Consider the following 25,481-nt stretch of genomic DNA (forward strand, 5'->3'; position numbering starts at 1 on the left):
CTCCTATTGGAGCGTGAAGCCAAAGTCGAGGTTGGCCTCGTCGTCGAGCACGCTCACGTCGAATGTGCCGCGCTGCCGCCCGCTGGGCGTCTGGAACGGGCAGGCAAAGGTCTGGCCGACCTGGATCTCCGCGGCGTCGGGGACCGGGCACTCGACCGAGATGTCGAGGCCCGCCCGCTGCTTCATGGCGTTCTGGATCGTGCCCTCGACGTAGCCCCGCGTGAGGAGCCCGACGATCTTGGTCTCGTACCGGACCGGCGGGAGGACGCGGCCCAGGATCGGGCGCTGGGTCTGGGGGGCGAGCCGAACCAGGACCTCGAACGGGACGTCGCCCGTGCTCGCCGTGCACGCGTAGGTCTCGCCGACCGTCTGCGCGTCGAGCGCGGCGGGACAGTCGATCGTGGTGACGTCGACGCCCGCGTTGTTGGCGAGGTCGAGGGTGAGGTTCGCCTCCATGTTCTGGGAGTAGGGCCCGAAGTCGGGCAGGACGAGGACCGAGTCCGGCGTCGTGCCGTCGTCCGCGTTGTGCACGACGCGGACGGCCCACGTCGCAGGCACCGACCCAATGGTGGACGTGCAGGGGTACTCCCCGGCCTCCTTGCGAACCGCCGAGCAGTCCGGCGGCGTCTGTGCCACGTTCGGGCCGACGATGACGCCGATCAACTCCTGGGCCCGCTCCTGCGTGCGGATGTCGACCTCGTCGACCGAGTCGCCGCAGGCAGCGACCGCCAGCAGGACGGGGATCAGGACGGCGAGGTGAGGTCGGAGGGAGGCCATGAGAGGGCGGGTTGGGAGAGCGACATCGAGGGAGCGGCAATCAGCGCCCTAGGTCCGGATGGCGACGGCCGGAGGCGAGGAGACCGGGGCACCCGTCCCTACGGAAACGGCGTCCCTCTGGGGTCGCGCGCGGCTCTGCCCGAGGCGGGCCCCGGAAACCCGGTCCGGGGGGGCGCACGTTGAGACGCTCCCCCCGAACACCCCGACGCATGGCCCTCTCCGACGACGACCGCACCTTCCTCTTCGACCTTCTGCGCACGCCCTCGCCGACCGGGTGGGAGGCCCCCGGCCAGCGCCTGTGGGCCGCTCGCGCGAAGGCGAGTGCCGACCGCATCGACTCCGACGCCTACGGCAACGCCTGGGCCACGCGGGAGGGGAAGGGCCCGACCGTCTTGCTGGAGGCCCACGCCGACGAGATCGGCTTCGCCATCAAGTACGTCACCGACGAGGGCTTCCTGCGCCTCGACCGGATCGGCGGCAGCGACCACGCCGTCGCCCGCGCGCGGCGCCTCATGTTCTTGGGCGACAACGGGCCCGTCCCCGGCATCATCGGCAACACGGCCATCCACATCCGCGACCGGAGCAACGGCGACGAGAAGGTGCCCAAGGTCGAGGAGTTGTTCGTCGACGTCGGCGCGTCCTCGCCCGACGAGGTCGCCGCGCTCGGCCTGCGCGTCGGCCACCCGGCCGTCTACACGGATGCGGCGGACCTGCTGACCGAGTCCCGCATCGCCGGCCGCGCGCTCGACAACCGCCTGGGCGGGTTCGTGCTGACGCAGGTGCTCGCGCAGCTCGCCAAGAAGAAGGCGAAGGCGACCGTCGTCGCGCTCAACGCCGTCCAGGAGGAGATCGGCGGGAACGGCGCCAAGATGGCGGCTTACGCCATCGAGCCGGACGTCGCCGTCGTCCTCGACGTGACGCACGCGACCGACACGCCGGGCATCGAGAAGGCCAAGCACGGCTCGGTCGAGCTGGGCAAGGGCCCCACGATCACGCACGGGACCGTCAACCATCCGGCCGTCGTCGCGCGCTTGATGGAGGTGGCCGAGGCCGAGGGGATCCCGATCCAGCACGAGTCGTCGAGCCGCTACTCGGGGACCGACACCGACGTCATCTTTACCTCGCGGCGCGGCATCCCGAGCGCCCTCGTCTCGATCCCCCTCCGCTACATGCACTCGACCGTCGAGACCGTCGACGTGGCCGACGTCGAGGCGACGGCCCAGCTGCTGGCGGCGTTCGCGCGCTCCGTCAAGGCCGACGACACGTTCCGGACCGCGATCCTCTGATGCCCGAGACCTCTCGCGAGATCAGCCCGCGCTGCCTCAAGTGCGGCTCCGACGCCATGGTCCCCGACGTGCGCGTCGTGGACCGGGGGCAGAACAACCACCGCCACGACTCGGAGCTGGGCCTGCACGTCCGCCCGGACGCCCTCCTGTTCAAGCGCGAGGTCCGCGTCGGCACGACGGCGCAGGTCTGCGGCGACTGCGGCTTCGTCGAGATGTACGCGTCGGACCCTGCTGCGCTGTGGGACGCCCACATCGACCGGCTCGCCAACGACCTCGACTAGGCCCGTGCCTGAGACCGACCCCGCCCTCTCGCCCCGCTGCACGCATTGTGGCTCCGACGCCGTCATCCCGGACGTCTTTGTGGTGGCTGGCGCGAACACGATTCCCGCCTTTAACGTCGGCGTCTACACCCGCCCGGACGCTCGCGTGATAAAGCGGCCCGTGCTCTCGGAAGGCGGCTACCGCGCCTGCGGCGATTGTGGCTTCCTCATGGCATTCGCGGCCCACCCGCACACCCTGTGGGACGCGCACATCGACCGCCTGGCCAACGACCTCGACTGACCCCATGCCCGAGACCGACCCGACCATCACGCCCCGCTGCTCGCGCTGCGGCTCCGACGAGATGATCCCCGACGCCTTCCTGTATGCCGAGGGCTACGGCGGGCCCAAGATGTCCATCGGGGTCAACAAGAACCCGAAGGCCCGGGTGCTGAAGGGCCCCGTGCGGACGCCGCTCCGCTTCAAGGTGTGCGGCGACTGCGGACTCGTCGAGACCGAGGCCGAGGACCCGCACGCGCTGTGGGAGGCCCACGTCGAGCGGCTGACCCGGGAGTTCGAGGACTAGCGCCGCGGCGAACGCCCGCTCCGTTGGCCCTCGCACTCGCGGGAAGGGAGAACGGAGGCGGACGGTCGCACGCCATCGGCTCCGCGACCGGTGACACAACGGCGCCCCGGACGCGGGTACCCTGACCCGTAACCACGACCCTTCGATTTTGGCCGGATACAAAGGGCACCTCGCCGGCGCCACCGTCTTTTTCGGCGTCTACCTCGCCGGGCTCGCGCTCGTCTACGCCGTCGACGAGGCGTACCTCCAGTTTTCCGAGTTGGAGCTGATCGCGTACCCCGTGGCCCTGTTCGGCCTGTGCCTGATGTTCGGGCTGTGGCCCGACGTCGACACCAACTCCAAGGGTCAGAACCTGTTCTACGCCCTGTTCTTCCTGGCGGATGTGGCGCTCATCGCCACGGAGCAGTTCCAAGAGGCCGCGTACCTCGGGCTGTTCTGCATCCTGCCCGCGCTCGGCAAGCACCGGGGGTGGACGCACACGTACTGGGCGATGGTGCTCATCCCGAGCCCTCTGCTGGCGCTGCCGTACATGCTGACGCCCGAGCGCCCGCTCGCCGGGTTGCCGTTCTACCTCGCGGCTGTCGTCGGGTACTTCAGCCACCTGGTGATGGACGGGCTCGTGTTCCGCCTGCCCGGGCGTCGCAAGCGAGCGGGCTGGTAGCGGAGGGCGCCTGCGCCGTCGCGATATCGGCCGAACCCGCACACGCTGGCGGTCGGGCCCCGGTACCTTCGGCGCGCACCACGAACGGCCCATGCGCGCGATCGTCGTCGGGGCCGGGGACGTCGGGTACGACGTGGCCCGGCTCCTCTCCCTCCAACGCCACGACGTCACCGTCGTCGACACCGACCCCGAGCGGATCGAGGCCGTGCGCGACACGCTCGACGTGCTGGCCGTCCTGGGCTCGGGCACGTCCGCGGCGACCCTGCGCCAGGCCCGCATCGAGGACGCCGACCTGCTCGTCGCCGTCACCAACGTCGACGAGGTCAACCTGATCGCCTCGATGCTGGCCGAGCGCGTCGGCAAGTCGAGCGCCGACACGACGACGATCGCGCGTGTCCGGAGCGACGAGTTCTCCGGCGACCGCGCCGTGCTGAGCGTCCGGGACTTCGGGATCGACCACATCATCCAGCCCGAGCAGTCGACGGCCAACGAGGTCGTCTCGCTGTTGCGCCGCGCCGCGGCGACCGACATCGTCGACTTTTGCCAGAGCCGCGTCCAGCTCGTCGGCATCCGGATCGACCGGGACTCGGAGCTGGCGGGCACGTCGCTCGTCGAGCTGGCGCAGCGGAGCGCGCTGCCGTTCCGCGTGATGGGCATCTCGCGCGGCGTCCGCACGATCGTGCCGACCGGCGCGGCGACGATCCAGGGCGGCGACCAGGTGTTCGTGCTCGTCGAGAGCGGCCGCGTCTCCGAGGTCGCCCGCGTGCTCGGGAAGGAGGCCGGGCGGCTGCGCCACGTGATGATCCTGGGCGGCACGGCCGTGGGCGCTAGGGTCGCCGCCGGGCTCGTCCGTCGGTCGCGCAAGGAGGCCGGCATGGAGGTCAAGATCGTCGAGGCCGACCGGGCCCGGGCCGAATACCTCGCCGAGACGCTCGAGGGCGCGCTCGTCATCCACGGCGACCCGGCCGACATCGACCTGCTGGCGCGCGAGGGGCTGGCCGAGACCGACGCGCTCGTGGCCGTCACGCCCGACGAGGAGTCGAACCTGGTGGCGTGCCTGATGGCCAAGCACCTCGAGGTCCGCAAGACGGTCGCGCTGCTGTCGAAGAGCGCCTACATCCCGATCTCGCAGTCGATCGGCCTGGACGCCGCCGTGAGCCAGAAGCTGGCCGTCTCGCGCGAGGTGCTCCGGTTTCTGCGCGGCGCCCACGTCCGCTCCGTCGCGACGGTCCACGGGCTCGACGCCGAGGTGCTCGAGATGGTGGCCGACGCCGGGTCCCGGATCACGCGGGCCCCGCTGGCCGAGCAGACGCTGCCCTCGGGCGTGCTGCTCGGTGCCGTCGTTGGCCAGCGCGTCGAGATCGCCACGGGCACCACGCACGTCCAGCCCGGCCAGCGCGCCGTCGTCTTTGCCACGCCCGAGCGCGTCGACGACGTCGAGGCCCTGTTCACCGCTTGATGAGGGAGGAGGGGGGACCGATCGGGCCGCCGTGCGTGGCCGCTCGCCCATCCCTCCTCGCTCGGTACTCTTCACCTCGATGATCCTCGACTGGAAAGCGATCGCCGGCATTCTGGGCGTGCTCCTGGCCGCGCTCGGCGTCACGCTCGTCGTGCCCGCCCTCGTCGGGCTGGCGTACGGCGAGGCCGAGTGGTGGGCGTTCGCCGCGACAGCCGCCGGCTCGCTCGCGCTGGGCGGCGCGCTGTGGGTCGGGTTCCGGCCGAAGGAGGAGCTGCGCGTCCGCGAGGGGTTCGCGATCGTCGCGCTCGCGTGGTTCGTGTTGTCGCTCGTCGGGGCCCTGCCGTGGGTGATGACCGGCGTGCTCGCCGAGTACGCCGACGCCTTTTTCGAGACGATGAGCGGGTTTACCACGACCGGCGCGACGATCCTGGGCGGCGCCGACACGCCCCAGATCGAGGCCGTCCCGAACGCCTTTCTGCTGTGGCGCTCACTCACGCACTGGCTGGGTGGCATGGGCATCATCGTGCTCACCATCGCCGTGCTCCCGCTGCTCGGAGTGGGGGGGATGCAGCTGTTCAAGGCCGAGGTGCCCGGCCCGAGCGCCGACAAGCTGACGCCGCGCGTGACCGAGACGGCCAAGCGCCTGTGGGCGATCTACGTCGCGCTGACCCTCGTCCAGACCGTCCTGCTGCTCCCGGCGATGTCGCTGTTCGACGCCATCAACCACGCGATGGCGACGTTGGCGACGGGCGGGTTCTCGACCGAGAACGGGTCGGTCGGCCAGTACGGAAGCGCCTACGTGGACTGGGTGGTCACAACGTTCATGGTGCTGGCGGGCATGAACTTCGCCTTGCACTACCGCCTGCTCCACCGCGACTGGGCGGCGACCAACAACGAGGAGCTCAAGGTCTATTTCGCGATCCTCGCCGCCGCGACGGTCCTGCTCACGCTCACCCTGTGGACGCCGACCAGCGAGCTCCTTCCGCCGCCGGTCACGCTCGACGGCGAGGTCGTGACGCAGCAGAAGGTCGACGAAGTCGTCTCCGGGGGCGCCCGCGTCGACGAGACCGTCGGCGGGGGCGCGGGCGCGGCGAGCGAGCTCGCGCCCGCGTCCGAGCGCGGCCGCACCATCGTCCACTACGACGGCCTGCTCGACGCCTTCCGCTACGGGGCCTTCCAGGCGGCCTCGATCATCACCACGACCGGCTTCGCCACGGCCGACTACGAGGTGTGGCCGCCACTCGCGCTGGTCGTCCTGTTCGCGCTGTTCTTCGTGGGCGGGATGGCGGGCTCCACGGGCGGCGGCGTCAAGGTGGTCCGCGTGCTGCTGATCCTGAAGAACTCGTTCCGCGAGCTCCGCCAGCTCGTCCACCCCCGCGCCATCCTGCCGATCCGGCTCGACCACCGCGTGGTGCCCGAGGGGATCGTCCGCAACGTCCTGTCGTTCATCGTGTTCTACATCGGGCTGATCGGCGTCGGCACGCTGCTGATGGGGATCCTGGGGCTGGACATCTGGAGCGCCTTCAGCGCCACCTTCTCGTGCGTCGGCAACGTGGGCCCGGCGTTCGGCGCGATGGGCCCGACGGAGACCTACACGCACGTCCCGATCGCCGGGAAGTGGCTGCTGTCCGTCCTGATGATGGCGGGCCGGCTGGAGATCTTTACGGTCCTGCTCCTGTTTACGCCGGGCTTCTGGCGGCGGTAGGGCTCGCGGATAAGAGGACCGGGGACCGAGGACCGGAGACCACGGACTGGTATCGGGGGGGCTGCCGCCCGCCTCGGCGCCGAGGTCGACCGGGGTGATTCTGCGCTCCGGCGCGCGCATCTTCCCGTCCCCCGTCCCCCGTCCCCCGTCCCCCGTCCCCCGTCCCCATGCACCTCGACGCCTTCCGCGACCACTGCCTCGCCCTGCCAGGCGCCACCGAAGACCTGCCGTTCGGGCCCGACACCCTCGTCTTCAAGGTCGGCGGCAAGATGTTCGCGCTGATGGGGCTGGAAAAGGAGCCGCCGTTCGTCAACCTCAAGTGCGACCCGGAGCGAGCCGTCGAGCTCCGCGAGCGCTACGCCAACGTCACGCCGGGGTGGCACATGAACAAGCGGCACTGGAACTCGGTCGGGCTCCGCGGCGACGTGCCAGGCGAGACCATCTGCGAGCTGGCGGACCACTCGTATGCCCTCGTGGTGGGCTCCCTGCCGAAGGCGGCGCGGGCCGCGGTGGCGGCGGGGAGGGGGGAGGGCTCGGCGTGAACTGCACGCAGCGTGCGGCGTTGGCGGACCGGACCTCCAAACCCCTCTCCTGATGCGCCCCGTCTTCTCTGCCCTCACCGCTGTCCTCGTCCTCGCTGCATGCGCCGACTCCGAGGCGCCCGCTCCGCCGCCCGCCACGCCAGCCCCGGCCCCCTCCGGTCCCGAGCGGGCCGTCGCCGACCTCGCCGAGGTGGCCGGCTCCGGCGTCAGCGGCACCGTTCGGTTCACGGCGCTCGACGACGCCGTCGAGATCCGCTACGACCTGGCGGGGCTGGCGGCCGGCGAGCACGGCTTCCACGTCCACCGGACCGGCGACTGCGGCGCCGATTCGACGGGCACGCCGGCGGGCGCGGCGGGCGGCCACTTCAACCCGCTCACCAGCGAGCACGGCGCGCCGTCGGCCGCCCGGACGGACCGCCACGCGGGTGACCTGGGCAACATCGAGGCGGGGCCCGAAGGCCGCGCCGTCGGCGTGCGCGTCGACTCGGTGCTGGCGTTCTCCGGGCCGACCTCGCTCGTCGGCAAGGCCGTCATCGTCCACGCCGGGCGCGACGACCTGGAGAGCCAGCCGAGCGGCGCGGCGGGCGACCGCGTGGCGTGCGGCGTCATCGCCAGCGGCGACAGCGAGTAACGGCCTCGGCCCGGCGACCGACCGTTGACCGGCCCGAGACGACCGTTCGGCGGACGGGGGGGCGCACCGCGCGAGTGCCGTGCAGCGTGCATCGGAGTGGCTGTAGACTCCGGCATCTTCACGCCCCCTCCACCTCGCCGATGCCCCTCTCTACGCTGAGGGCCGCGCTCGCCGCCGCCCTGCTGGCCTTGCCCACCCTCGCCGCCGCCCAGGGCACCGTCCGAGGGACGGTGACCGACGCGGACTCCGACCTCCCCATCATCGGCGCGACGATCTTCGTCGCCGCCAGCGCCATCGGCACCACGACCGACATCGACGGCCGCTACGAGCTGGCGCTGCCGCCCGGCCAGCGGACGTTGACGGTGTCGTTCGTCGGGTACCGCTCGCAGACCATCGTGGTGCCGGAGGGCACGACGGTCCTCGACATCGAGCTGTCGGAGGACCTGCTGGGCCTCGACGAGGCCGTCGTGACGGGCCTCGGCTCGTCGGTCCGCCGCGAGAACCTCGCCAACTCGATCGAGACCATCTCGGCGCGCGAGCTCTCCGAGATCTCGACGCCCCAGACGCTCGACGGCGCGCTCAACGGCAAGATCACCGGCGCCGTCGTCAACTCGAACTCCGGCGCGCCCGGCGGCGGCATCAACGTCCGCCTGCGCGGCATCACCACCATCAACGGCAACAGCCAGCCGCTCTACGTCGTCGACGGGGTCATCATCTCCAACGACGCCGTCTCGAACGGCATCAACGCCGTCACGGCGGCCTCGGGCGGCGGCAACGCCTCCAGCCAGGACAACCCGGCCAACCGCATCGCCGACCTCCCGCCGGAGGACATCGAGTCGATCGAGATCTTGAAGGGCCCCTCGGCCGCCGCCATCTACGGCGCCCGCGCCGCGAACGGCGTCGTCGTCATCCGCACGAAGTCGGGCCAGGCCGGCCGCACCGAGGTCCGCCTTTCGCAGACGGTCGGCGTGACGCAGATCTCGCGCAAGCTGGGCACGCGCCAGTTCACCGCCGCCACGGCCGAGCAGGCCTTCGGGACCGCCGGCCGCGACCTGTTCAACCAGGCCGGCGGGCAGACCTTCGACTACGAGGAGGCGCTCTACGGCAACGACGGGCTCCTGCTCACGACCGACCTCTCGGTCTCGGGCGGCAACGACCGGACGCAGTTCTACCTCTCGGGCATCCTCAAGGACGACGAGGGCATCGTCGAGGGGACCGGCTACGAGAAGCAGTCCGGCCGGCTCAACGTGACGCACCGGCTGAGCTCGATGTTCGAGGTCGACGCGAACGCCAACTTTATCCGCTCGGTCGCCGCGCGCGGCATCACCGGGAATGACAACTCGGGCACGACGTTCGGCGTCGGCTACGTCGCCACGCCCAACTTCGTCAACCTCTTCCCGAACGCCGACGGGGTCTACCCCGACAACCCGTTCAACTCGTCCAACTTCCTCCAGACGCGGGACCTCGCGACGATCGAGGAGACCAACAACCGGTTCCTCAGCTCGGGCCGCCTGACGGTCAACCTGCTGACGACCTCGACCCAGTCGCTCCAGCTCATCGGCATCGGCGGCGTCGACTTCTACGCGCTCGACCAGGTCAACCTGTTCCCGGTCGAGCTCCAGTTCGAGGACGACGACGGCCTGCCGGGCACGTCGGTGCTGGGCCGGACGACGAACCTCAACACGAACATCCAGGCGCTCGCGGTCCACGGGTTCGCGCCCGAAGGGCAGGACTTCTCGTTCACGACCCAGGTCGGGCTGACGGCCTTCGACCAGGACTTCAACAACGTGTCGAGCGTGGCGCAGGGGCTGATCCCGAACCAGCAGAACCTCGACCAGGCCGCGTCGCTGCAGACGAACCAGGGCCGCCTGTTCCAGAACGACCGGGCCGTCTTCGCCCAGGAGGAGGTCAACTGGCGCAACGCCGTCGTGGGCACGATCGGCGTCCGCGCCGAGAAGTCGTCGGCGAACGGCGACGTGGACCAGCTCTACGCCTACCCTAAGGCCGGGCTCTCGGTCAACCTCAACAACCTCGGCCTCTTCCAGAACTCGATCGTCGACCTGCTCAAGCTGCGCGCGGCGTTCGGCCAAACCGGCAACACGGCGCCGTTCGGCTCCAAGTTCACGACGTTCGGGACGCTGGCGGTCGGCGGCAACATCGGCCTCAACATCGGCGGCCAGCGCGGGCTGGCCGACGTGGCGCCGGAGCGCGCGAGCGAGATCGAGGGCGGCTTCGACCTGACGTTGCTCGGCGGCCGCGTCAACCTCGAGGCCACGGCCTACTCCAAGACGGTCAACGACCTCTTGCTGACGCGCCAGGTCCCGCTGTCGTCCGGCTTCGCCGTCGAGACGTTCAACGGCGGGCAGCTCCAGAACAACGGCGTCGAGCTCGGCCTGAGCCTGATCCCGGTCGACGGCCCGATGGTCCGCTGGATCTCGCGGACGAGCTTCTGGCTCAACGACGCCGAGGTCACGCAGCTCGACGTGCCAGCCTTCCAGGCGGCCGGCGGCGGGTTCGGGACGACGCTGGGCTCGATCCGCATCGAGGAGGGCAAGAGCCCGACCCAGATCGTCGGCATCGACGACGGGGCCGTGGTCGCGCTCGGCGACGCCTCGCCGGACTTCCAGATGTCGTTCTTCAACGACGTCACGATCGCCCGGCGCCTGCGCGCGACGGCCTTCCTCCACTGGAAGCAGGGCGGCGACATCATCAACCTGACGGAGCTGCTGTTCGACCTCTCAGGCACGACCCCGGACTACGACGACGACGACGACGGCGACGGCGTGATCAACGGCGAGCAGCGGGTCAACGCGCTCGGCTCGACGGCCCGCCAGTTCGTCCAGGACGCGTCGTACCTCCGGCTCCGCGAGGTCCGGCTCGACTACGACGTGGCGCCGTCCCTCTTCGGCCCCTTCGCGAGCACCCTGCGCAGCCTGCGCCTGGGCGTCTCGGCCACCAACCTGTTCACCATCACGCCCTACAAGAGCTACGACCCGGAGGTCAGCAACTTCGGCAATCAGCCCGTCGCCTCGGGCGTCGAGGTCACGCCGTTCCCGTCGTCGCGGAACCTCTTCTTCCACGTCAACCTCGGCCTCTAATCCTCCCCTCCGATCTCTCTCTGTAGCCCCATGACTGCTCTCCTCCGCACCGCCGCGCTCGCCGCCGCCGTGCTCCTGGCCGGGTGCGACCTGGCCGACATCGACGACCGGGCGAACCCGAACGGGCCCGCCCTCGACGACATCATCAACAACCCCACCGAGGCCAACATCGCCAACCTCGCCGTCGGCGTCGAGGCGTCGTCCCGGCTCGGGCTGGGGACGTATCTCGTCGACGTGGGCGTGCTCGGGCGCGAGTACTGGCGGGTCAGCCCGTCCGACCCGCGCTTTACCCAGGACCTCCTGGGCCGCGCCGAGTCGACGCTCGACAACAACACGTTCTACATCACGACGCCCTGGGCGACGCGGTACGCCACGATCCGCAACGCCAACACGATGCTGGTCGCCCTCGAGGGCAACACGACGCTGTCGGGCGCCCAGAAGTCGGCCGCTCGCGGCTTCGCCAAGACCTGGATCGCGTACCAGTACCTGCTGAACCTCAACCTCACGGGCGAGAACGGGATCAAGTTTATCGCGCCCGGCGACGCCGAGGCCGGCCCGATCGTCGGCTACGCCGAGTCGCTGAACCGGATCGCGGCGCTCTTCGACGAGGGCTACGCCGACCTCCAGGGCGGCGCGGCGTTCTTTTTCCCGACCTCGATCGGCCAGGGCGTGCCCGGCACGACCGCCGGCTACGCCCGGATCAACCGGGCGCTCGCGGCGCGCGTCGACGCGTACCGGTCCGACTGGGCCGGCGTGCTCGCGGCGCTCGACAACTCGTTCCTCGACGCGTCCGGCGCCCTCACCGACGGGGCGTACCACACGTTCTCGACGGGCGCGGGCGACATCCAGAACCCGTTCTTCTTCCCGCTCGACGGCGGCGGCGACGGCGTGCTCGCCCACCCCTCGTTCGTCGACGACATCGCGCCGGACGACAACCGGATCTCGAAGGTGGCCGCCCGGACCGACCCGCGCACGTTCGACGGGCTGACCTCGGCGTTCGACACCGACGTCTACGCGTCGGGCTCGGCGCCCCTGCCGATCATCCGCAACGCCGAGCTGATCCTGCTCCGCGCCGAGGCCCGCGCGCAGACCGGCGCCACCGGCGGCGCCGTCGCCGACCTCAACGTGATCCGCACGGCCGCGGGCCTCGACCCGTACGCGGGGGCGACCGACCAGGGCTCGCTGATCGACGAGGTGCTCCGCCAGCGCCGCTACGAGCTCTACGCCGAGGGCCACCGCTGGCTCGACCTGCGCCGCTACGGCCGCCTGGGCACGCTGCCCATCGACCGGGCCGGCGACGACGTGTTCGACCGCTTCCCGGTCCCGGACAGCGACAGCAACTAGCGCGGCGTCGGACCCGCTCGCGAGGCCCGCTCCCATTCCGGGGGGCGGGCCTCGTCTGTTTGTGCCCCGCTCGCGCTGCCACGCAAGCGGTCGGGGTGACCCGAGTGTGGCACCGGCCACCCCTAGTTTGCACGGCCAGGACCGAGAGACCGCGTGCCCGAGCAAAACGACCTCTTCCTCAGCGACGCCGACCGCAAGCGCCAGCACCTGACGCCCCTCATGCGGCAGTACTGGAAGATCAAGGACCGCCACCCCGGCGCGCTCCTGCTCTTCCGGATGGGCGATTTCTACGAGACGTTCGAAGACGACGCCGTCGTCGTGGCGGACGTGCTAGGCATCACGCTCACCAAGCGCGGCAACGGCGCGGCCGAGGAGATCCCGCTCGCGGGCTTCCCGCACCACTCGCTCGACCAGCACCTGCCCAAGCTGGTCCAGGCCGGCCACCGGGTCGCCGTCTGCGAGCAGCTCGAGGACCCGAAGATGGCGCGCAAGATCGTCAAGCGCGGCGTCGTCGAAGTGGTGACGCCGGGCGTGGCGTTCCGCGACCCGCTCCTCGACGCCAAGCGCTCGACGTACCTCGCGGCCGTCGCCTGGGGAAAAGGCAAGGACAAGGCGACCGTCGGCGTGTCGTTCGCGGATGCCTCGACGGGCGAGTTCTACGTCACGGAGGCGCCGGTCGGCCGGCTCGGGAGCCTGCTCCAGACGATCGCCCCGGCCGAGGTCGTCGTCGACAAGCGGCACGTCGACCGCTTGCGGCAGGCCGTGTCGGCGGTGCAGGGCGGCGCGCTGCCGTTCGCGGTCACCAAGCAGGAGGACTGGGTGTTCGGGCTCGACTTCGCGACCGAGACCCTCCTTCGCCACTTCAAGACCCACAGCCTGAAGGGCTTCGGCGTCGACGGGCTGACCGTCGGCGTGACGGCGGCGGGGGCGGCGCTGTACTACCTCGGCGAGACGCAGAAGGGGCGCATCCCCCACGTCCGGCGGCTCCAGCGCTACCGCGCCGAGGACCACATCGCGCTCGACCCGGCCACCAAGCGCAACCTCGAACTCGTGGCCTCGATGCACGACGGCCGCCGCGACGGCTCGCTCGTCGGCGTGCTCGACGCGACGCTGACGCCGATGGGGGGGCGGCTGCTCCGCCAGTGGCTCGTGCGCCCCCTGCGCGACGTGTCGCGGATCAACGCGCGGCTCGACGCCGTCGCCGCCCTCAGCGGCGCGCGCTTCCGCCGGGCCGTGCGCGAGGAGCTGCGCCACGTCGGCGACCTCGAACGGCTGGCGGGCAAGGTCTGCACCGGCCGCGCCGGGCCGCGCGACCTGGCGACGCTCGGCAACACGCTACGCCGGGTCCCGACGCTCGCCGGCACGCTCGTCGACGTGCCCGACGGCCTGCTGGCGCGCCTGCGCGACCGACTCGAGCCGTGCGACGACACCGTCGACGACATCGCGACGACGCTCGTGGACGACCCGCCGGCCCAGCTCAAAGCGGGCGGGATGATCCGCCCCGGCGTCGACGCCGAACTCGACCGCCTGCGGGCCGTGGCGGGCGACGGCAAGGCGTACCTCGCGGACCTGCAGGCGCGCGAGGCCAAGCGGACCGGCATCACCAGCCTGAAGGTGGGGTACAACCGCGTCTTCGGTTACTACCTCGAGGTCTCGAACGCCCACAAGGACAAGGCGCCCGCCGACTGGACGCGCAAGCAGACGCTGACGAACGCCGAGCGCTACATCACGGCCGAGCTCAAGGAGTACGAGGAGACGATCCTGACCGCGCAGGACCGGATCGGGACGCTCGAGACGACGCTGTTCGAGGACCTGCGCGTCCGCGTCGCCGAGGCCGTCGCGCCGATCCAGACGAACGCCCAGGCGCTGGCGACGCTCGACGTGCTGGCGGGCTTCGCCGAGGTCGCCGAGCGCAACGGGTACGCGCGTCCCACCGTCGACAGCTCGACGGTCTTGGACATCGTCGACGGGCGGCACCCGGTCGTGGAGCAGATGCTGCCCGCCGGCGAGGCCTTTATCCCCAACTCGGTCCGGCTCGTGGCGCCGGGCAGCGACGAGGCCGGCTCGCAGATCCTGCTCATCACCGGGCCCAACATGGCGGGCAAGAGCGTCGTGCTCCGGCAGACCGCGCTCGTGGTGTTGCTCGCGCAGGTCGGCTGCTTCGTGCCCGCCGCGAGCGCCCGGGTCGGCGCCGTGGACGCCCTCTTTACGCGCGTCGGCGCGTCGGACAACCTGGCCGCGGGCGAGTCGACGTTCCTGGTCGAGATGAATGAGACGGCCAACATCCTGAACAACGCGACCGAACGGAGCCTCATCCTGCTCGACGAAGTCGGCCGCGGCACGAGCACGTTCGACGGGCTGTCGCTGGCGTGGGCGATTGTCGAGCACCTGCACGAGACGCCGGCGTGCGCGGCGCGGACGCTCTTTGCGACGCACTACCACGAGCTCGACGCGCTCTCGGAGCGGCTCGACCGGGTCGCCAGCTACAGCGTCCGCGTCCGCGAGCACGAGGGCCGCGTGGTGTTTTTGCGAACGCTGGTGCCGGGCGGCGCCGACCACAGCTACGGCATCGAGGTGGCCCGGATGGCCGGCCTGCCGACGTCAGTCGTCGACCGCGCCAAGTCGGTCCTGCGGCACCTCGAAGCGCACGACGTGGCGGCCGAAGTGGGCGTCGGCGGGGCGCCCTCCGGCGACGGGCTGCCCGGCGCGAACCGGCCGTCCGTCGGCGCCCTCCCGGCGCCGTCGGCGGTGCCCGTGGCGCTCGCGGCGCCCGACCCCATCGCAACCGAGATCCTCGACCACCTCGCCGCGCTGGAGCCGGACCGGATGACGCCCATCGAGGCGCTCATGGCCCTCGCCGACCTGAAGAAAACGGCCGAGCGATAAGCGACGCGCGCGGCGGCTGGAGCTGGCCCGACTGGTGCGCGGGATCCCGCTTCGGGCGCTATCGGCCCTGCGCGGCCATCGGGAAGCGCCTGTTCTGACGGCAGGGTGTGGCGCTCACTTCACAATAGGGGCCACTAAACGGGCGATTCCGGAGCGGAATGGGCGTCGTGCCCCGAATGTGTGAACACCGTGTGGAGAGCTTGTGATTGTGCGCGGTCCAGATCGGGGTATGTTGTGAGCGCTCCCGTCGGGAGCCCGGCAGTCGCCGCATATCGCTCGCGTCGCCCGCCGGTTGGTTCACCCCACACCCCTATCACAATGCGCGCATTCATTCTGGCCCTCGCCCTCACGTTCACCTTCGGCCTCACGGCCTGCGCCGACTCCGCCACGGAGGAGGCCTACGAGGAGGGCGCCCCGGCCGGCGACGAGGCTGACGTCATCGGCGACGGCGAGATCTTCGACGAGCCCGGTGAGCCCGACGCCGACGTCCTCGGCGACGGTCTCGACGACACCATGAACGAGATCGAGGCCGACGCCTCCGACATGGCCGACGAGGTCGACGCCGAGCTCGACGGCGACATGGACGGTGACGGCATGTAAGTCGGCCCTGCCGATTTCATGAGCGCCCCCCGGCTTCGGCCGGGGGGCGTTTTTGTGTCTACCGCGCACGCGGCACCCGGACCGACGTCCGGGCGTAGGCCCCCCATGAGCCGAGCCTTCGTCAAAGAGGGCGCCCCCGAGGTGCCCGTCGTCGTCCCTCCCCGCCCGCCGCTGCCGGCCGGCGTGCCCAACTACGTGACGCCGGCCGGGCTGGCGGCGCTCCGCGCCGAGCGCGCCGAGGTCGAGCGCCAGCGGGCCGAGATCGACGCCGAGGACCCCGACGCCGGCCGCACCCGCGAGACGCTGACCGGCCGCCTCAAGCTGCTCGTCGAGCGCATCGCGCGGTCCCAGGTCGTCGACCCGGCCGCGTCGGACCGCGACGATGTCCGCTTCGGGGCGACCGTCACGGTCCGCGAGGCCGACGGGTCGGAGCGGACCGTCCAGATCGTCGGCGTGGACCAGGCCGCGAGTGGTGGAGACACGGTCGCGTTCACGTCCCCCTTCGCCCGCGCCCTCACCGGCATGCGCGTGGGCGACACGGCGACGCTCACGACGCCCTCAGGCGACCGCGAGCTGTCGGTCGTGGCCGTACGCTACGGCTAGCTACTTCGGCGAGAGTTGGATGCCCGGCGTCGCGTCGCCCGCCACGTCGTGCACGTCGTCGGCGAGGTCGTGCGTGGGCCCCTTGACGCCCGCGCGGTCGGCGTGATCGCTGTGGCGCGTCGCGCTCGGCGCGGTGTTGACCGTGCGCAGCTCGGGGTCGCCGGGCGTGGGGTGCGTGTCGGTCGAGATGCCCTCGATCTGGTCGGCCCGCGTCCCACCTGCGAGCGCGATCCCAGCAGCTTTGAGGTAGCCGCCGAGCCGCAGGAGCGGGGCCTCGAGGTGGTCCTCGTCGATCGTCGAGGCCGCCTCGGCGGTGTGCGCGCCGAGCGACTGCATCGTCTGGCCGACCGCCGAGGCCGAGGCCGTCTCGTCCTCGAGCTGGTCGGCGAGCGTGGTCAGCCCGTCGCGAATGCCCCCGAGGTCGGAGCGGTCGGTCGCGTCGATTTTCTCGGCCCAGCCCCGGCAGACGCTGGCGGCCGCGGGGCGGGACAAGGTGGAGGTGAGCCCGTCGCGGAAGGCGTCGAGCGTGCTGAACAGGGAGATGCCGTCGGGCGTTGCGTGGTCGGACATGGGAGAGGGGATCCGAAGGAGAAGGGAGGTGCGGGTGCCGCGCCCGCGTCGTCAGCGGCAGGGCGTCTCGGAGCGGGCGGGCTCAGCCCCCGAGCGCGCCGCCGGCGTGGCGCAAGAGCGAGCCGAGCCGGCGGAGCCCCGCCTCGAGGTCGGCCGTGGTGTCGCCGGTCGTCGGCGGGCCCACGTGGTCGGCCGAGGCCTCCGTCTTCTCGCCCAGGCTGACCAGGATGGCCCCGACGCGAGCGCCGTCGATGCCCTCGCCCACGAGCGCCTGGTGGAGCTCGCCGAGCGCCGCCGCGATCGGGAGCAGCTCCTCGCGCTCGGTCGCCTCGATCTTGCGCTTCCAGTCGTCGATGCGGTTGATCGCCTTGGAGAGCGGGAGCGCCGTCAGGCCGCGCTCGACGTCGTCGACCGTCGCGGTGACTTCGGCGGCGGCGGTTTCGTTGGGGATGGTGTCCATGAGAAGGGGAAGGGGGAGGAGAGGGCGGGAGAGGAGAGGGGCGCGCGCGACGGGAAGACTCAAGCCGTGGTCTCGTCGGGGGCGGAGGGGACGACGCCGGCGGGCAGGCCGTCGCCCGACGACGGCGGGAAGTCGTGCTCGGGGATCCCGCCGAAGAACTCGGCGCGGGCGGCCTCGGCCACCTTCTTGGTGACGTACCCGTCGCTGGCGGCCCCGATGAAGCCGCCCACGAGCGGGATGCCGCGGAGCATCTTGCGCTGGACGCGCCCGGCGACCACCTTTTTGGCGCCCCACTTGGCGGCGCCTGCCAGGCTCGACACGACGACGTTGAGGCCACGTTCGGCCAGCTTCAGCCCGACGCGATCGAGCGTCTCCTGCTCGGCGTCGCGGGCGGGGTCGGCGGGGCCGGAGCCCACGAGCGTGTTGAGCACCCGCTGGCGCGTGCCCGGCTGGCGGGGGTCGTGCCCGGCCAGGACGGCCATCGAGGCGCCCATGTGAAGCTGGACGCTGGCGACGGCCGCCAGGTTGGCCGGCAGCGCGACCGGGAGCGTGAGCCACCCGCCCAGCCCGGAGACGAACCCGGCCGACGACGCGAGCGCGAGGTGGCGCAGAATGAGCCGGTCGACCTGGTCGTCGACGGACCCGCCGCCGGCGCGGGCCTCGGCGGCGCGCTCCTGAGGGGTGCCCAGGCCGGGGACGCCGTCGAGGACGGTCGGGTACAGCCGGTCGAGGACGAAGCGGCGGACAGTGGTGGTGGCGGACATGGGCTTAGAGGATGGGGGCGAAGCGGTCGAGTTCGGCCTCGATCTCGCGGCGCAGCAGGCGGCGGAACGGACGGGCCCGCAGGCCCAGCGTCGCCACGACGGTGACGGCGTCGGGGCCCGCGAGCAGGTGCCCGCGGATGCCGCGCCCTTCGACGTGGATGGTGTCGCCCTCGCGCCGCGTGCGGACGCCGTGCTCGCGCTCGAGGCGGTCGGCGACGGCCACGGCGGCGGCCAGGGCCCCGTCGGGGCCGAGCGCGTGGGGGCGGGAAAGCTCGATGTCGGGCATGGCCGTGGTACGCGACGCCGCCCGGCTCGGTTCGTCGGCCGCCGGGGGGAATCCCCTGACGCCGGCCCCAGGGCGCGCCGCTCCATGGCCCCACCCGCCGCCGCCCCGACCGCGCGACCATCGCGCGGCCCGGCCCGCGCACCCGAGATCTCCTGGCGCCCCCACCGATCTGAGGGCACCTTCGCTCTTCCGCTCTTCCGCTCTTCCGCTCTTCCGCTCTTCCACGCGTGCTCACCCCCGACCTCCTGCTGGCGGCCTACCACCAGGGCATCTTCCCGATGGCCGACCCCGACGGCGAGATCGGGTGGTACGCCCCGGACCCCCGCGCCGTCCTGCCGCTCGGCGCGTTCCACGTCCCGAAGACGCTCGCGAAGACCGTCCGGCAGGGCCGCTTCGAGGTCGCCGTCGACCGTGACTTCGAGGCGACCGTGCGGGCGTGCGCCGCGCCCGCGCCGGGGCGGGAGGACACCTGGATCTCCGACGAGGTGGTCGAGGCGTACGTCGCGCTCCACCGCGCCGGGTTCGCGCACAGCGTCGAGTGCTGGCGGGAGGGCCGGTTCGCGGGCGGGCTCTACGGCGTGGCGCTACGGGGCGCCTTTTTCGGCGAGAGCATGGTGTCGCGCGAGCGCGACGCCTCGAAGGTGGCGCTCGTCGCGCTCGTCGAGCGCTTGCGCGCGGGCGGGTTCGAGCTGCTCGACACCCAGATGTCGACCCCGCACCTCGCCCGCTTCGGCGTCGTCGAGATCCCGCGCGGCGTCTTCGAGCGCCGGCTGGCGCTCGCCCTGCGCGCCCAGGGCGACTGGCACGCCATCGACCGGGCCCGGTAACACTCGCCCCCCTCGGGCGTTCATCGCAGGCACGCCCTCCCCGACCCGATGCTCCGCCTCGCCCTCGTCACCGGCCTCGCCGCCCTCGCCGCCTGCGGCTCGCGCTCGGCCTCCGACACGCCGGTCTCCGCCCCTACGACCGTCGCCAGCGCGGACGTGACGCCCGCCGCGCCGCCCGTGTCGAACGCCGCGCCCGTCGTAGCCGCCGAGGCCGCTCGCGCCTCGGCCGACACCGTCGAGGCGGCCCGGAGCGAGACCGAGGCCACCTTCCGCCGCATCCTGGACGAGGCCGCGGCCCAAAACGTCGCCCAGCGCCCCTACGGCGAGATCATCCAGTGGGTCGGCGAGCAACTCATCGGCCGGCCCTACCTCGCGGGCATGCTCGACGCCCCGGCGACCGAAGTGCTCGTCGTCGACCTGACGGCCTTCGACTGCGTCCTCTACATCGAGAACGTGATGTCGCTGGCGCGCATGATCGCGCTCGACGAGTCGGCCTACGACGCGTATGCGGCGGGCGTCCAGACGCTCCGCTACCGCGACGGCGACCTCGACGGGTACTGCTCGCGTCTCCACTACTTCTCGGACTGGATCCGCGACAACGAGCGCCGCGGGGCGATGACGAACGTCACCCGGGCCATCGGCGGGGCCCCGTTCGAGAAGCGGCTCTCGTTCATGGGCGAGCACCGCGAGGCCTACCCAAAGCTCGCCGACGACGGCACCTACGCCTGCATCATCGACATGGAGGCCTCGCTGGCGGACGCCGAGCTGTTCTACGTCCCCCAGGCCCGGATCGCCGACGTCTACGCTCAGCTCCAGCCTGGCGACATCATCGCCACGGCGACCAGCATCGGCGGGCTCGACGTGACGCACACCGGGTTCGTCCACAAGACCGACGCCCACACCGGCTTCATGCACGCCTCGCTGTCGTCGGACGCCGTCAAGATCTCGCCGGACCTGGCGAGCTACGTGCAAGGCATCTCAAGCCAGATCGGCGTCGTCGTCGTCCGCCCGACGGACCCGCGCGGGTAGCGGCTGAGGGGCCAGATCGGCCGTCGGGGATCCGGCCCGGGGAGCCCGCGTCCTACGGGCCCCTCTCCCCGACGCGCCCGCATGGCTTCCATTTCCGCACAGATCGCCGACCTCCTCGCCGGCACCGAACCGTTCGACGTCCTGACCGACGAGGAGCGCCAGTCCCTCCTCCAGAAGATGACGCTGGAGCTGTACTCCCCGGGCGAGGTCATCTTGCAGCAGGGCGACGACATCCACCGGGCGCTGTACATCGTCACCGAGGGGCTCGTCCGGCTCCAGGAGGCCGAGACCGGCCGCGTCGTCGACATGGCCGGGGCGGGCTCGCAGTTCGGGTCGTACGGGCTGCTCCAGGGCGGGGCGCTGCCCTACGAGGCCCGCGCCGTCGAGAACACGTCGTGCGCGCTGATCGCGGCCGACAGCTTTAAGCGGCTGCTCGACTCGAACGACGCCTTCCGGGCCTTTTTCGAGGCCGACATCAAGCGCTACGTCCGCACGCTCGACGAGGACATCGACGCGTCCGGCGCGTTCCTGCTCTTCGACACGAGCCTGGGCGACGTGCTCCGGGCCGAGGCCACGACGATCGACGTGTCGGCGACGGTCCGCGACGCGGCCCAGGCCATGTCCGACGGCGAGACCGACGCCGTCGTGCTCGTGCAGGACAAGGTCCCGATGGGCGTCATCACCGAGGGCGACCTCGTCAAGCGCGTGCTCGCCAACGACGGCGACCTCGACGGGCCGGCGATGGCGCTCGTCGACCGCCCCCCGATCGCGCTCCGCACGGCCGACCGCCTCTACGACGCGATGCGGACCATGATGCGCGAGCGGATCCGCCGCATCGTCGTGGTCGACGACGACGGCGGCCGCCTCCGGGGCCTGCTCTCGGCCGAGGACGCCAGCCACTACCGCGGCCTCGACCCCGTCGCCACGACCGAGCGCCTCGAGCGGGCCCAGTCCGTCGAGGAGCTCGCCGGCCTGCGCGCCGACTCCAACCGGCGCCTCTACCGGCTCTACCACCAGGGCATCCACGCCGACGACCTGCTCGACCTCGTCACCGAGATCGACGACCAGCTCAAGCGCCGCGTGCTCACGACCGTCGAGCGCGACGTCCGCGCCGAGATGGGCGCCGACGCCTACGACGGGGCCTGGGCCTGGCTCACGTTCGGTGCCGCCGGCCGCCGCGAGTCCGTGCTCCGCGCCTGGCAGGACAACGGGCTCGTCTACGCCGACCCCGCCCCCGGCGACGCCGACCGCGCGGCGGCCTACTACAAGACGCTGGCGACGCGGGCCGTCGCGGCGCTCCGCGAGTGCGGCTACGGCGACCCCGAGAACGGCGTCGACGCCAGCGCCGAGGCCTTCCGCCAGCCGCTCAGCGCCTGGCGCGCCGCCTACGACGCATGGGCGTCGGGCGCCGACGCCTCGGCCACGGCGAGGGCCGCGCTCTGCTTCGATGTCCGCACGCTCTACGGCGAGGACGAGCTGGGCGCCGCGCTGTGCTCGACGATCGCCGAGCACCTCCCAAACAAGCGGCTCGCGACCATCCTGGCGCGCGAGGGCGCCAAGGCCGACATGCCGCTCACGATGCTCGGCCGCATCGAGGTCGAGGAGGTCGGCGGCGTGACCGGGCTCGACCTCCGGTCCCGGCTCATCATGCCGGTCGTGCGGATGGCCCGGGCGATGGCGCTCGACGCGAACTACCTCGAGTCGGCGGGCACGTTCGAGCGCCTCCGGTTCGTGGGCCAGTCCGACCACCCGCTCGCCGCCCAGGCCAAGGGGCTCGTGCCGGCGTTCACGACGCTCGTCGACCTCCACCTCCGCGGCCAGATGCAGTCCGCCGAGCGCGGCGAGCGGCCGGGCGACTTGGTCGACCCGGACACGATGCACAAGAGCCAGCAGAACCTCGTCAAGGAGACCATCAAGTCGGTCCAGAGCGCGCAGTCGGCCGTCGCCAGCCACTACGGGATCTAAACCGGGCGCGGGGGAATCGCCTCCCGCGCCGCTACGGCACGAACGCGGACACGCACCCCTCGATGCGCTCGGCGACGGCCGCCGCGAGCCGGTCTCGGAGCTCGTCGCGGGCGTCGGCGCGGGCCCGGTCGGCCGCGTCGGGCGCGAAGGCGCGCCGCGCCCCGCGCGACAGCTCCAGCTGCCGCCAGTCGCCGGGGTAGCTGACGAGATCGACGCGGGCCCGCGCCGCGCGCGAGACGCGGCGGTCGCAGACGGACCGCCAGGTCCCGGACGCCACCACCAGCACGTCCGCCTCGGCCTCGATCTCGACGGTCAGCTCGCGCACGGTGTACGTCGCCCGCCCGCCCGATTCGAGGTCGGCCGTCCGGGTCTCGGCCTCGCCCCGGACCTCGCGCGTCGCCAGCGGACGGATGAGGACGACGACCCCGAAGTCGGCGTCGAGGTCGATCGCGGCGTCCGCGAGACGGCGGGGGCTGGCGGAGAGCGCCGGGCCGCGGGAGCGCCGCGCCCAGCTCCGCACGTCGGCTGGGTCGGCGAACAACAAGAACGGGTCGTTGGAGACGAGCGCTTCGTCGTACAGCACGTCGGATACGTCGCGCGCGAAGAGGTCGTCGTCGCCCTCGGCGGGGAAGACGGCCACCCGGAGGGCACCGAGGTCCAGCACGCGCCGGCGGAGGTCCGCCAGCCGCGCCGACGCCCCGAGCGAGAGCGCGTCGTCGGCGTGCGTGAGCGCCGCCCGGTACCGGCCCGCCGACAGGTCGGCCTCGGCCCACGCGGCGTAGGCGTCCCGGGCGACCCGGTCGAGCGCGACGGCTTGCGCGTCGGTCATCGGAAACGCGCGGGCGCGGCCGGTCAGGGCGACCGCGTCGGAGGGCGCGGCGGCCCGGCTCGCGGCGTCGGTCAGCGACCGCACGGCGGCGTCGTAGCGGGCGTCGCGGTCGGCGGCGAAGGCCGCGGGGCGCTCGAGGTCGACGCCGACCGCGGCGGCCCGGACGACCAGCGCGTCGGCGCGGTGGTACGCGAGCGCGGCGCCCTCGGCGTCGAGCCCCTCGGCCGCCGCGAGGTGCTGGCGGACAGCCCCGCGCCCGGCGACCGCCAGCCGCCCGGCGACGTTCGGGAGCGAGCGGTCACGTTCGAGCGCCGTCGCGTACGCGTCGGCGGCGCCGACCAGGTCGCCGCTCTGCTCCAGCGCCATGCCGTCGGCGTAGGCCCCCTCGGCGCTGGCGCACGCGAGCACGGCGGCGGAGAGCAGGAGGGTGAGCGCGAGGCGGGAACGCATTTGGATAGGGGCCGGGGAGGGGAGGATAGAGCGCCGGGCCGGAGTGGAGACGTCGGACCGAACGGAGGGGCCGGGGCCGTGCGCGTCGGCGTCGTGCTGTCCGTCCAGTCCATTGCTGCGCCGGGCGATGGCAGGTGGCCGCCGGGCGCTCCGAGGTTGTCGGAGACGTCGCGATAAGCCTTCGTCCCCCATCGCGTCTGGTGTGTGCGAACGTTGTTCTTCGCTACGGTGAGCCGGGATTGTGGCGGGGCAGGGGGGTGGGTGTTGCGGGCCAATGGTAATTGAGTACTATTGGGTACGGAGGCAACACGGACTTCCGCACTACCACCCCCCCTCTCATCATGGCTAAGAGCCGCACCGCCCGCAAGAGCACCCCGTTCGATTTTCAGACCCTCTCCAAGACGGAGGCGACCGAACGCCGCAGCGCCAAGGGCACCCGTCGGAGCAAGTATTCCCCCATCGGAGATCGCTTCCGCGAGCTCGATTCGGAGGAGGTCCTGGCCTTCCAGGCGACGAAGAACGAGGTCCAAGGCGTCCGCAACTACATGCGGCGCAACTTCGAGGGCGACCATCAGGTGAACAGCCGCCGCACGGACGGCGACATGTACGAGGTTCACATCTCGCGCGCCAGCTAGGGCCGCGCCGCGCCCCGCCCTTGAAGGGCCGCCCGTCGCCACACGAGGCGGCCCTTCGGTCTGTCCACCCCACGGCCCCCTGGCGGCCGGGTGAACGCACGGCGGGCGACGGTGGCACGGACTTGGCCGGAGGGCCCGGCGAACGCCCGCCCCTCCATGCGCATCCTCCTGACCGGCCACGACGGGTACATCGGTACCGTCCTCGCCCCGATCCTCCAGGCCGCCGGCCACGACGTCCGCGGCCTCGACACCGGCTGGTTCGCGGCCTGCGCCTTCGGTCCCCAGCCCCCGGCCCCCCCGTCGCTCCGCCTCGACGTGCGCGACGCGACGGCCGACGTGTTCGACGGCGCCGACGCCGTGGTCCACCTCGCGAACCTGTCGAACGACCCGCTCGGCAGCCTCGACCCCGGCTTGACCGACCGCGTCAACGCCCAGGCGACCGTCCGCTTCGCCGAGCGCGCGCGCGACGCCGGCGTCGGCCGGTTCGTCTTCGCCAGCTCGTGCAGCCTGTACGGCGCCGCCGGCCAGGACGCCGTCACCGAGGAGGCTTCGTTCCACCCCGTCACGCCGTACGGCCGCGCCAAGGTCGACGCCGAGAGGGGCTTGCAGGCGCTCGCGGGCGACACGTTCTCGCCGGTCTACCTCCGCAACGCGACCGTCTTCGGCGCCAGCCCCCGCCTGCGGTTCGACCTCGTCGTCAACAACCTGACCGCCTGGGCCGTGGCGACCGGCGCCATCCGAATGCTCAGCGACGGGACCCCGTGGCGCCCGCTCGTCCACGTCCAAGACGTGGCGCACGCGGCGCTCGCGGCCGTCGAGGCCCCGCGCGAGGCCGTCCACGACCAGGCCTTCAACGTCGGCCGCGACGGCGAGAACTACCAGATCCGTGACGTCGCGACGCTCGTCGGCGAGGCCGTGCCCGGCTGCCGTGTCACCTTCGCCGACGGCGCCTCGCCCGACGCCCGCAGCTACCGCGTCAGCTTCGCCAAGATCGCCGAGTGCCTGCCCGCCTGGCGCCCGCGCTGGACCGTCCCCGACGGCATCGCCCAGGTCCGCGACGCGCTCGCCGGCCTCGACCTCGCGCCCGCCGTCTTCGAGGGCCCCCGCTACTCGCGCGTCGCCCACCTCACGCGCCTGCTCGAGACGGGCGCCCTCGGCCCCGACCTCCGCTGGACGAGCGGCGACGGCGCCTCGGTCGACGTCGCGGCCACGCTCGCCGCCCGCGCGTGA

At 72.2% G+C, this 25,481-nt stretch carries 25 protein-coding genes; 19 read left to right on the plus strand and 6 right to left on the minus strand.

The window, feature by feature from the left end; genetic code table 11:
* Positions 1 to 3 precede the first annotated feature (3 nt).
* Positions 4 to 777 (minus strand): hypothetical protein, encoded by a 774-nt coding sequence (locus ACLIRP_RS03320; RefSeq protein WP_412062540.1) that lies wholly within the window; start codon positions 775 to 777, stop codon positions 4 to 6.
* Between the two features lie 209 nt (positions 778 to 986).
* Between ACLIRP_RS03320 and ACLIRP_RS03325 the strand changes: the two genes are divergently transcribed.
* The 14 genes from ACLIRP_RS03325 (at position 987) to ACLIRP_RS03390 (ending at position 16,436) form a co-directional block, all read left to right on the plus strand.
* Positions 987 to 2,063: a M20/M25/M40 family metallo-hydrolase gene (locus tag ACLIRP_RS03325; protein WP_412062541.1), complete on the plus strand. Its 1,077-nt coding sequence runs from the start codon at positions 987 to 989 to the stop codon at positions 2,061 to 2,063.
* Complete coding sequence (locus tag ACLIRP_RS03330) at positions 2,063 to 2,344, plus strand: hypothetical protein (RefSeq protein WP_412062542.1); 282 nt, start codon at positions 2,063 to 2,065, stop codon at positions 2,342 to 2,344. Before ACLIRP_RS03325 ends, ACLIRP_RS03330 begins: the two co-directional genes overlap by 1 nt.
* Before the next feature lie 4 nt (positions 2,345 to 2,348).
* Positions 2,349 to 2,624, plus strand: coding sequence for a hypothetical protein (locus tag ACLIRP_RS03335; protein ID WP_412062543.1), 276 nt, complete (start codon positions 2,349 to 2,351; stop codon positions 2,622 to 2,624).
* Between the two features lie 4 nt (positions 2,625 to 2,628).
* A complete protein-coding gene (locus ACLIRP_RS03340) occupies positions 2,629 to 2,907 on the plus strand; it encodes a hypothetical protein (protein ID WP_412062544.1) in 279 nt (92 codons plus the stop codon).
* A 148-nt stretch (positions 2,908 to 3,055) separates the two neighbouring features.
* The gene (locus ACLIRP_RS03345; protein WP_412062545.1) at positions 3,056 to 3,568 is read left to right on the plus strand and encodes a metal-dependent hydrolase; all 513 of its coding nucleotides are present in this window, start codon (positions 3,056 to 3,058) and stop codon (positions 3,566 to 3,568) included.
* 91 nt (positions 3,569 to 3,659) lie between these two features.
* The gene (gene trkA, locus ACLIRP_RS03350; protein ID WP_412062546.1) at positions 3,660 to 5,027 is read left to right on the plus strand and encodes a Trk system potassium transporter TrkA; all 1,368 of its coding nucleotides are present in this window, start codon (positions 3,660 to 3,662) and stop codon (positions 5,025 to 5,027) included.
* Positions 5,028 to 5,106: 79 nt separating this feature from the next.
* Entirely contained in the window at positions 5,107 to 6,732 is a 1,626-nt protein-coding gene (locus ACLIRP_RS03355) for a TrkH family potassium uptake protein (RefSeq protein ID WP_412062547.1), read from the plus strand.
* Between the two features lie 167 nt (positions 6,733 to 6,899).
* A complete protein-coding gene (locus tag ACLIRP_RS03360) occupies positions 6,900 to 7,274 on the plus strand; it encodes an MmcQ/YjbR family DNA-binding protein (RefSeq protein ID WP_412062548.1) in 375 nt (124 codons plus the stop codon).
* A 52-nt stretch (positions 7,275 to 7,326) separates the two neighbouring features.
* Positions 7,327 to 7,905: a superoxide dismutase family protein gene (locus tag ACLIRP_RS03365; RefSeq protein WP_412062549.1), complete on the plus strand. Its 579-nt coding sequence runs from the start codon at positions 7,327 to 7,329 to the stop codon at positions 7,903 to 7,905.
* A gap of 140 nt (positions 7,906 to 8,045) precedes the next feature.
* Positions 8,046 to 11,003, plus strand: a complete 2,958-nt coding sequence (locus ACLIRP_RS03370; protein ID WP_412062550.1) for a SusC/RagA family TonB-linked outer membrane protein — start codon at positions 8,046 to 8,048, stop codon at positions 11,001 to 11,003.
* 30 nt (positions 11,004 to 11,033) lie between these two features.
* Positions 11,034 to 12,347 (plus strand): RagB/SusD family nutrient uptake outer membrane protein, encoded by a 1,314-nt coding sequence (locus ACLIRP_RS03375; RefSeq protein ID WP_412062551.1) that lies wholly within the window; start codon positions 11,034 to 11,036, stop codon positions 12,345 to 12,347.
* A 219-nt stretch (positions 12,348 to 12,566) separates the two neighbouring features.
* A complete protein-coding gene (gene mutS, locus ACLIRP_RS03380) occupies positions 12,567 to 15,233 on the plus strand; it encodes a DNA mismatch repair protein MutS (RefSeq protein ID WP_412063684.1) in 2,667 nt (888 codons plus the stop codon).
* 318 nt (positions 15,234 to 15,551) lie between these two features.
* The gene (locus ACLIRP_RS03385) at positions 15,552 to 15,833 is read left to right on the plus strand and encodes a hypothetical protein (RefSeq protein ID WP_412062552.1); all 282 of its coding nucleotides are present in this window, start codon (positions 15,552 to 15,554) and stop codon (positions 15,831 to 15,833) included.
* Between the two features lie 105 nt (positions 15,834 to 15,938).
* Positions 15,939 to 16,436, plus strand: coding sequence for a GreA/GreB family elongation factor (locus ACLIRP_RS03390; protein ID WP_412062553.1), 498 nt, complete (start codon positions 15,939 to 15,941; stop codon positions 16,434 to 16,436).
* Here ACLIRP_RS03390 and ACLIRP_RS03395 read toward each other — a convergent pair whose 3' ends face one another.
* The 4 genes from ACLIRP_RS03395 to ACLIRP_RS03410 form a co-directional block, all read right to left on the minus strand.
* Positions 16,437 to 17,006, minus strand: a complete 570-nt coding sequence (locus tag ACLIRP_RS03395; RefSeq protein ID WP_412062554.1) for a hypothetical protein — start codon at positions 17,004 to 17,006, stop codon at positions 16,437 to 16,439. It abuts the gene before it with no gap.
* An 82-nt stretch (positions 17,007 to 17,088) separates the two neighbouring features.
* Complete coding sequence (locus tag ACLIRP_RS03400) at positions 17,089 to 17,466, minus strand: hypothetical protein (RefSeq protein WP_412062555.1); 378 nt, start codon at positions 17,464 to 17,466, stop codon at positions 17,089 to 17,091.
* 59 nt (positions 17,467 to 17,525) lie between these two features.
* Positions 17,526 to 18,230, minus strand: coding sequence for an EcsC family protein (locus tag ACLIRP_RS03405; protein WP_412062556.1), 705 nt, complete (start codon positions 18,228 to 18,230; stop codon positions 17,526 to 17,528).
* Between the two features lie 4 nt (positions 18,231 to 18,234).
* Entirely contained in the window at positions 18,235 to 18,516 is a 282-nt protein-coding gene (locus ACLIRP_RS03410; RefSeq protein WP_412062557.1) for a polyhydroxyalkanoic acid system family protein, read from the minus strand.
* Between the two features lie 227 nt (positions 18,517 to 18,743).
* Between ACLIRP_RS03410 and aat the strand changes: the two genes are divergently transcribed.
* The 3 genes from aat to ACLIRP_RS03425 all read left to right on the plus strand — a co-directional run bounded on the left by aat (position 18,744) and on the right by ACLIRP_RS03425 (position 22,337).
* Positions 18,744 to 19,343 (plus strand): leucyl/phenylalanyl-tRNA--protein transferase, encoded by a 600-nt coding sequence (gene aat / locus ACLIRP_RS03415; RefSeq protein ID WP_412062558.1) that lies wholly within the window; start codon positions 18,744 to 18,746, stop codon positions 19,341 to 19,343.
* Between the two features lie 48 nt (positions 19,344 to 19,391).
* A complete protein-coding gene (locus ACLIRP_RS03420) occupies positions 19,392 to 20,372 on the plus strand; it encodes an N-acetylmuramoyl-L-alanine amidase-like domain-containing protein (protein WP_412062559.1) in 981 nt (326 codons plus the stop codon).
* 81 nt (positions 20,373 to 20,453) lie between these two features.
* Positions 20,454 to 22,337 (plus strand): DUF294 nucleotidyltransferase-like domain-containing protein, encoded by a 1,884-nt coding sequence (locus tag ACLIRP_RS03425; protein WP_412062560.1) that lies wholly within the window; start codon positions 20,454 to 20,456, stop codon positions 22,335 to 22,337.
* Positions 22,338 to 22,368: 31 nt separating this feature from the next.
* On the opposite strand, the gene ACLIRP_RS03430 is transcribed toward ACLIRP_RS03425, so the two are convergent.
* Positions 22,369 to 23,616 carry a hypothetical protein gene (locus ACLIRP_RS03430; RefSeq protein WP_412062561.1) on the minus strand — a complete coding sequence of 416 codons (1,248 nt, stop codon included), beginning with the start codon at positions 23,614 to 23,616 and terminating at the stop codon, positions 22,369 to 22,371.
* 341 nt (positions 23,617 to 23,957) lie between these two features.
* Between ACLIRP_RS03430 and ACLIRP_RS03435 the strand changes: the two genes are divergently transcribed.
* On the plus strand, positions 23,958 to 24,251 hold the full coding sequence (locus ACLIRP_RS03435; RefSeq protein WP_412062562.1) for a hypothetical protein: 294 nt from the start codon (positions 23,958 to 23,960) through the stop codon (positions 24,249 to 24,251).
* A gap of 156 nt (positions 24,252 to 24,407) precedes the next feature.
* Positions 24,408 to 25,481: an NAD-dependent epimerase/dehydratase family protein gene (locus tag ACLIRP_RS03440; protein ID WP_412062563.1), complete on the plus strand. Its 1,074-nt coding sequence runs from the start codon at positions 24,408 to 24,410 to the stop codon at positions 25,479 to 25,481.

Source organism: Rubrivirga halophila (genome assembly GCF_046845755.1).
In the GTDB taxonomy this organism is placed as follows: Bacteria; Bacteroidota; Rhodothermia; order Rhodothermales; family Rubricoccaceae; genus Rubrivirga.

Excerpts from the sequence above, each read along its gene's own strand:
- ACLIRP_RS03330 (WP_412062542.1), top strand. The coding sequence starts at position 2,063 with ATGCCCGAGACCTCTCGCGAGATCAGCCCGCGCTGCCTCAAGTGCGGC.
- ACLIRP_RS03360 (WP_412062548.1), top strand. The coding sequence starts at position 6,900 with ATGCACCTCGACGCCTTCCGCGACCACTGCCTCGCCCTGCCAGGCGCC.
- ACLIRP_RS03370 (WP_412062550.1), top strand. The coding sequence starts at position 8,046 with ATGCCCCTCTCTACGCTGAGGGCCGCGCTCGCCGCCGCCCTGCTGGCC.
- ACLIRP_RS03365 (WP_412062549.1), top strand. The coding sequence starts at position 7,327 with ATGCGCCCCGTCTTCTCTGCCCTCACCGCTGTCCTCGTCCTCGCTGCA.
- ACLIRP_RS03420 (WP_412062559.1), top strand. The coding sequence starts at position 19,392 with ATGCTCCGCCTCGCCCTCGTCACCGGCCTCGCCGCCCTCGCCGCCTGC.
- ACLIRP_RS03320 (WP_412062540.1), bottom strand. The coding sequence starts at position 777 with ATGGCCTCCCTCCGACCTCACCTCGCCGTCCTGATCCCCGTCCTGCTG.
- ACLIRP_RS03430 (WP_412062561.1), bottom strand. The coding sequence starts at position 23,616 with ATGCGTTCCCGCCTCGCGCTCACCCTCCTGCTCTCCGCCGCCGTGCTC.
- ACLIRP_RS03410 (WP_412062557.1), bottom strand. The coding sequence starts at position 18,516 with ATGCCCGACATCGAGCTTTCCCGCCCCCACGCGCTCGGCCCCGACGGG.
- ACLIRP_RS03425 (WP_412062560.1), top strand. The coding sequence starts at position 20,454 with ATGGCTTCCATTTCCGCACAGATCGCCGACCTCCTCGCCGGCACCGAA.
- ACLIRP_RS03355 (WP_412062547.1), top strand. The coding sequence starts at position 5,107 with ATGATCCTCGACTGGAAAGCGATCGCCGGCATTCTGGGCGTGCTCCTG.
- ACLIRP_RS03340 (WP_412062544.1), top strand. The coding sequence starts at position 2,629 with ATGCCCGAGACCGACCCGACCATCACGCCCCGCTGCTCGCGCTGCGGC.
- ACLIRP_RS03405 (WP_412062556.1), bottom strand. The coding sequence starts at position 18,230 with ATGTCCGCCACCACCACTGTCCGCCGCTTCGTCCTCGACCGGCTGTAC.
- mutS (WP_412063684.1), top strand. The coding sequence starts at position 12,567 with ATGCGGCAGTACTGGAAGATCAAGGACCGCCACCCCGGCGCGCTCCTG.
- ACLIRP_RS03375 (WP_412062551.1), top strand. The coding sequence starts at position 11,034 with ATGACTGCTCTCCTCCGCACCGCCGCGCTCGCCGCCGCCGTGCTCCTG.
- ACLIRP_RS03385 (WP_412062552.1), top strand. The coding sequence starts at position 15,552 with ATGCGCGCATTCATTCTGGCCCTCGCCCTCACGTTCACCTTCGGCCTC.
- ACLIRP_RS03395 (WP_412062554.1), bottom strand. The coding sequence starts at position 17,006 with ATGTCCGACCACGCAACGCCCGACGGCATCTCCCTGTTCAGCACGCTC.
- ACLIRP_RS03435 (WP_412062562.1), top strand. The coding sequence starts at position 23,958 with ATGGCTAAGAGCCGCACCGCCCGCAAGAGCACCCCGTTCGATTTTCAG.
- ACLIRP_RS03390 (WP_412062553.1), top strand. The coding sequence starts at position 15,939 with ATGAGCCGAGCCTTCGTCAAAGAGGGCGCCCCCGAGGTGCCCGTCGTC.
- trkA (WP_412062546.1), top strand. The coding sequence starts at position 3,660 with ATGCGCGCGATCGTCGTCGGGGCCGGGGACGTCGGGTACGACGTGGCC.
- ACLIRP_RS03400 (WP_412062555.1), bottom strand. The coding sequence starts at position 17,466 with ATGGACACCATCCCCAACGAAACCGCCGCCGCCGAAGTCACCGCGACG.
- ACLIRP_RS03440 (WP_412062563.1), top strand. The coding sequence starts at position 24,408 with ATGCGCATCCTCCTGACCGGCCACGACGGGTACATCGGTACCGTCCTC.
- ACLIRP_RS03325 (WP_412062541.1), top strand. The coding sequence starts at position 987 with ATGGCCCTCTCCGACGACGACCGCACCTTCCTCTTCGACCTTCTGCGC.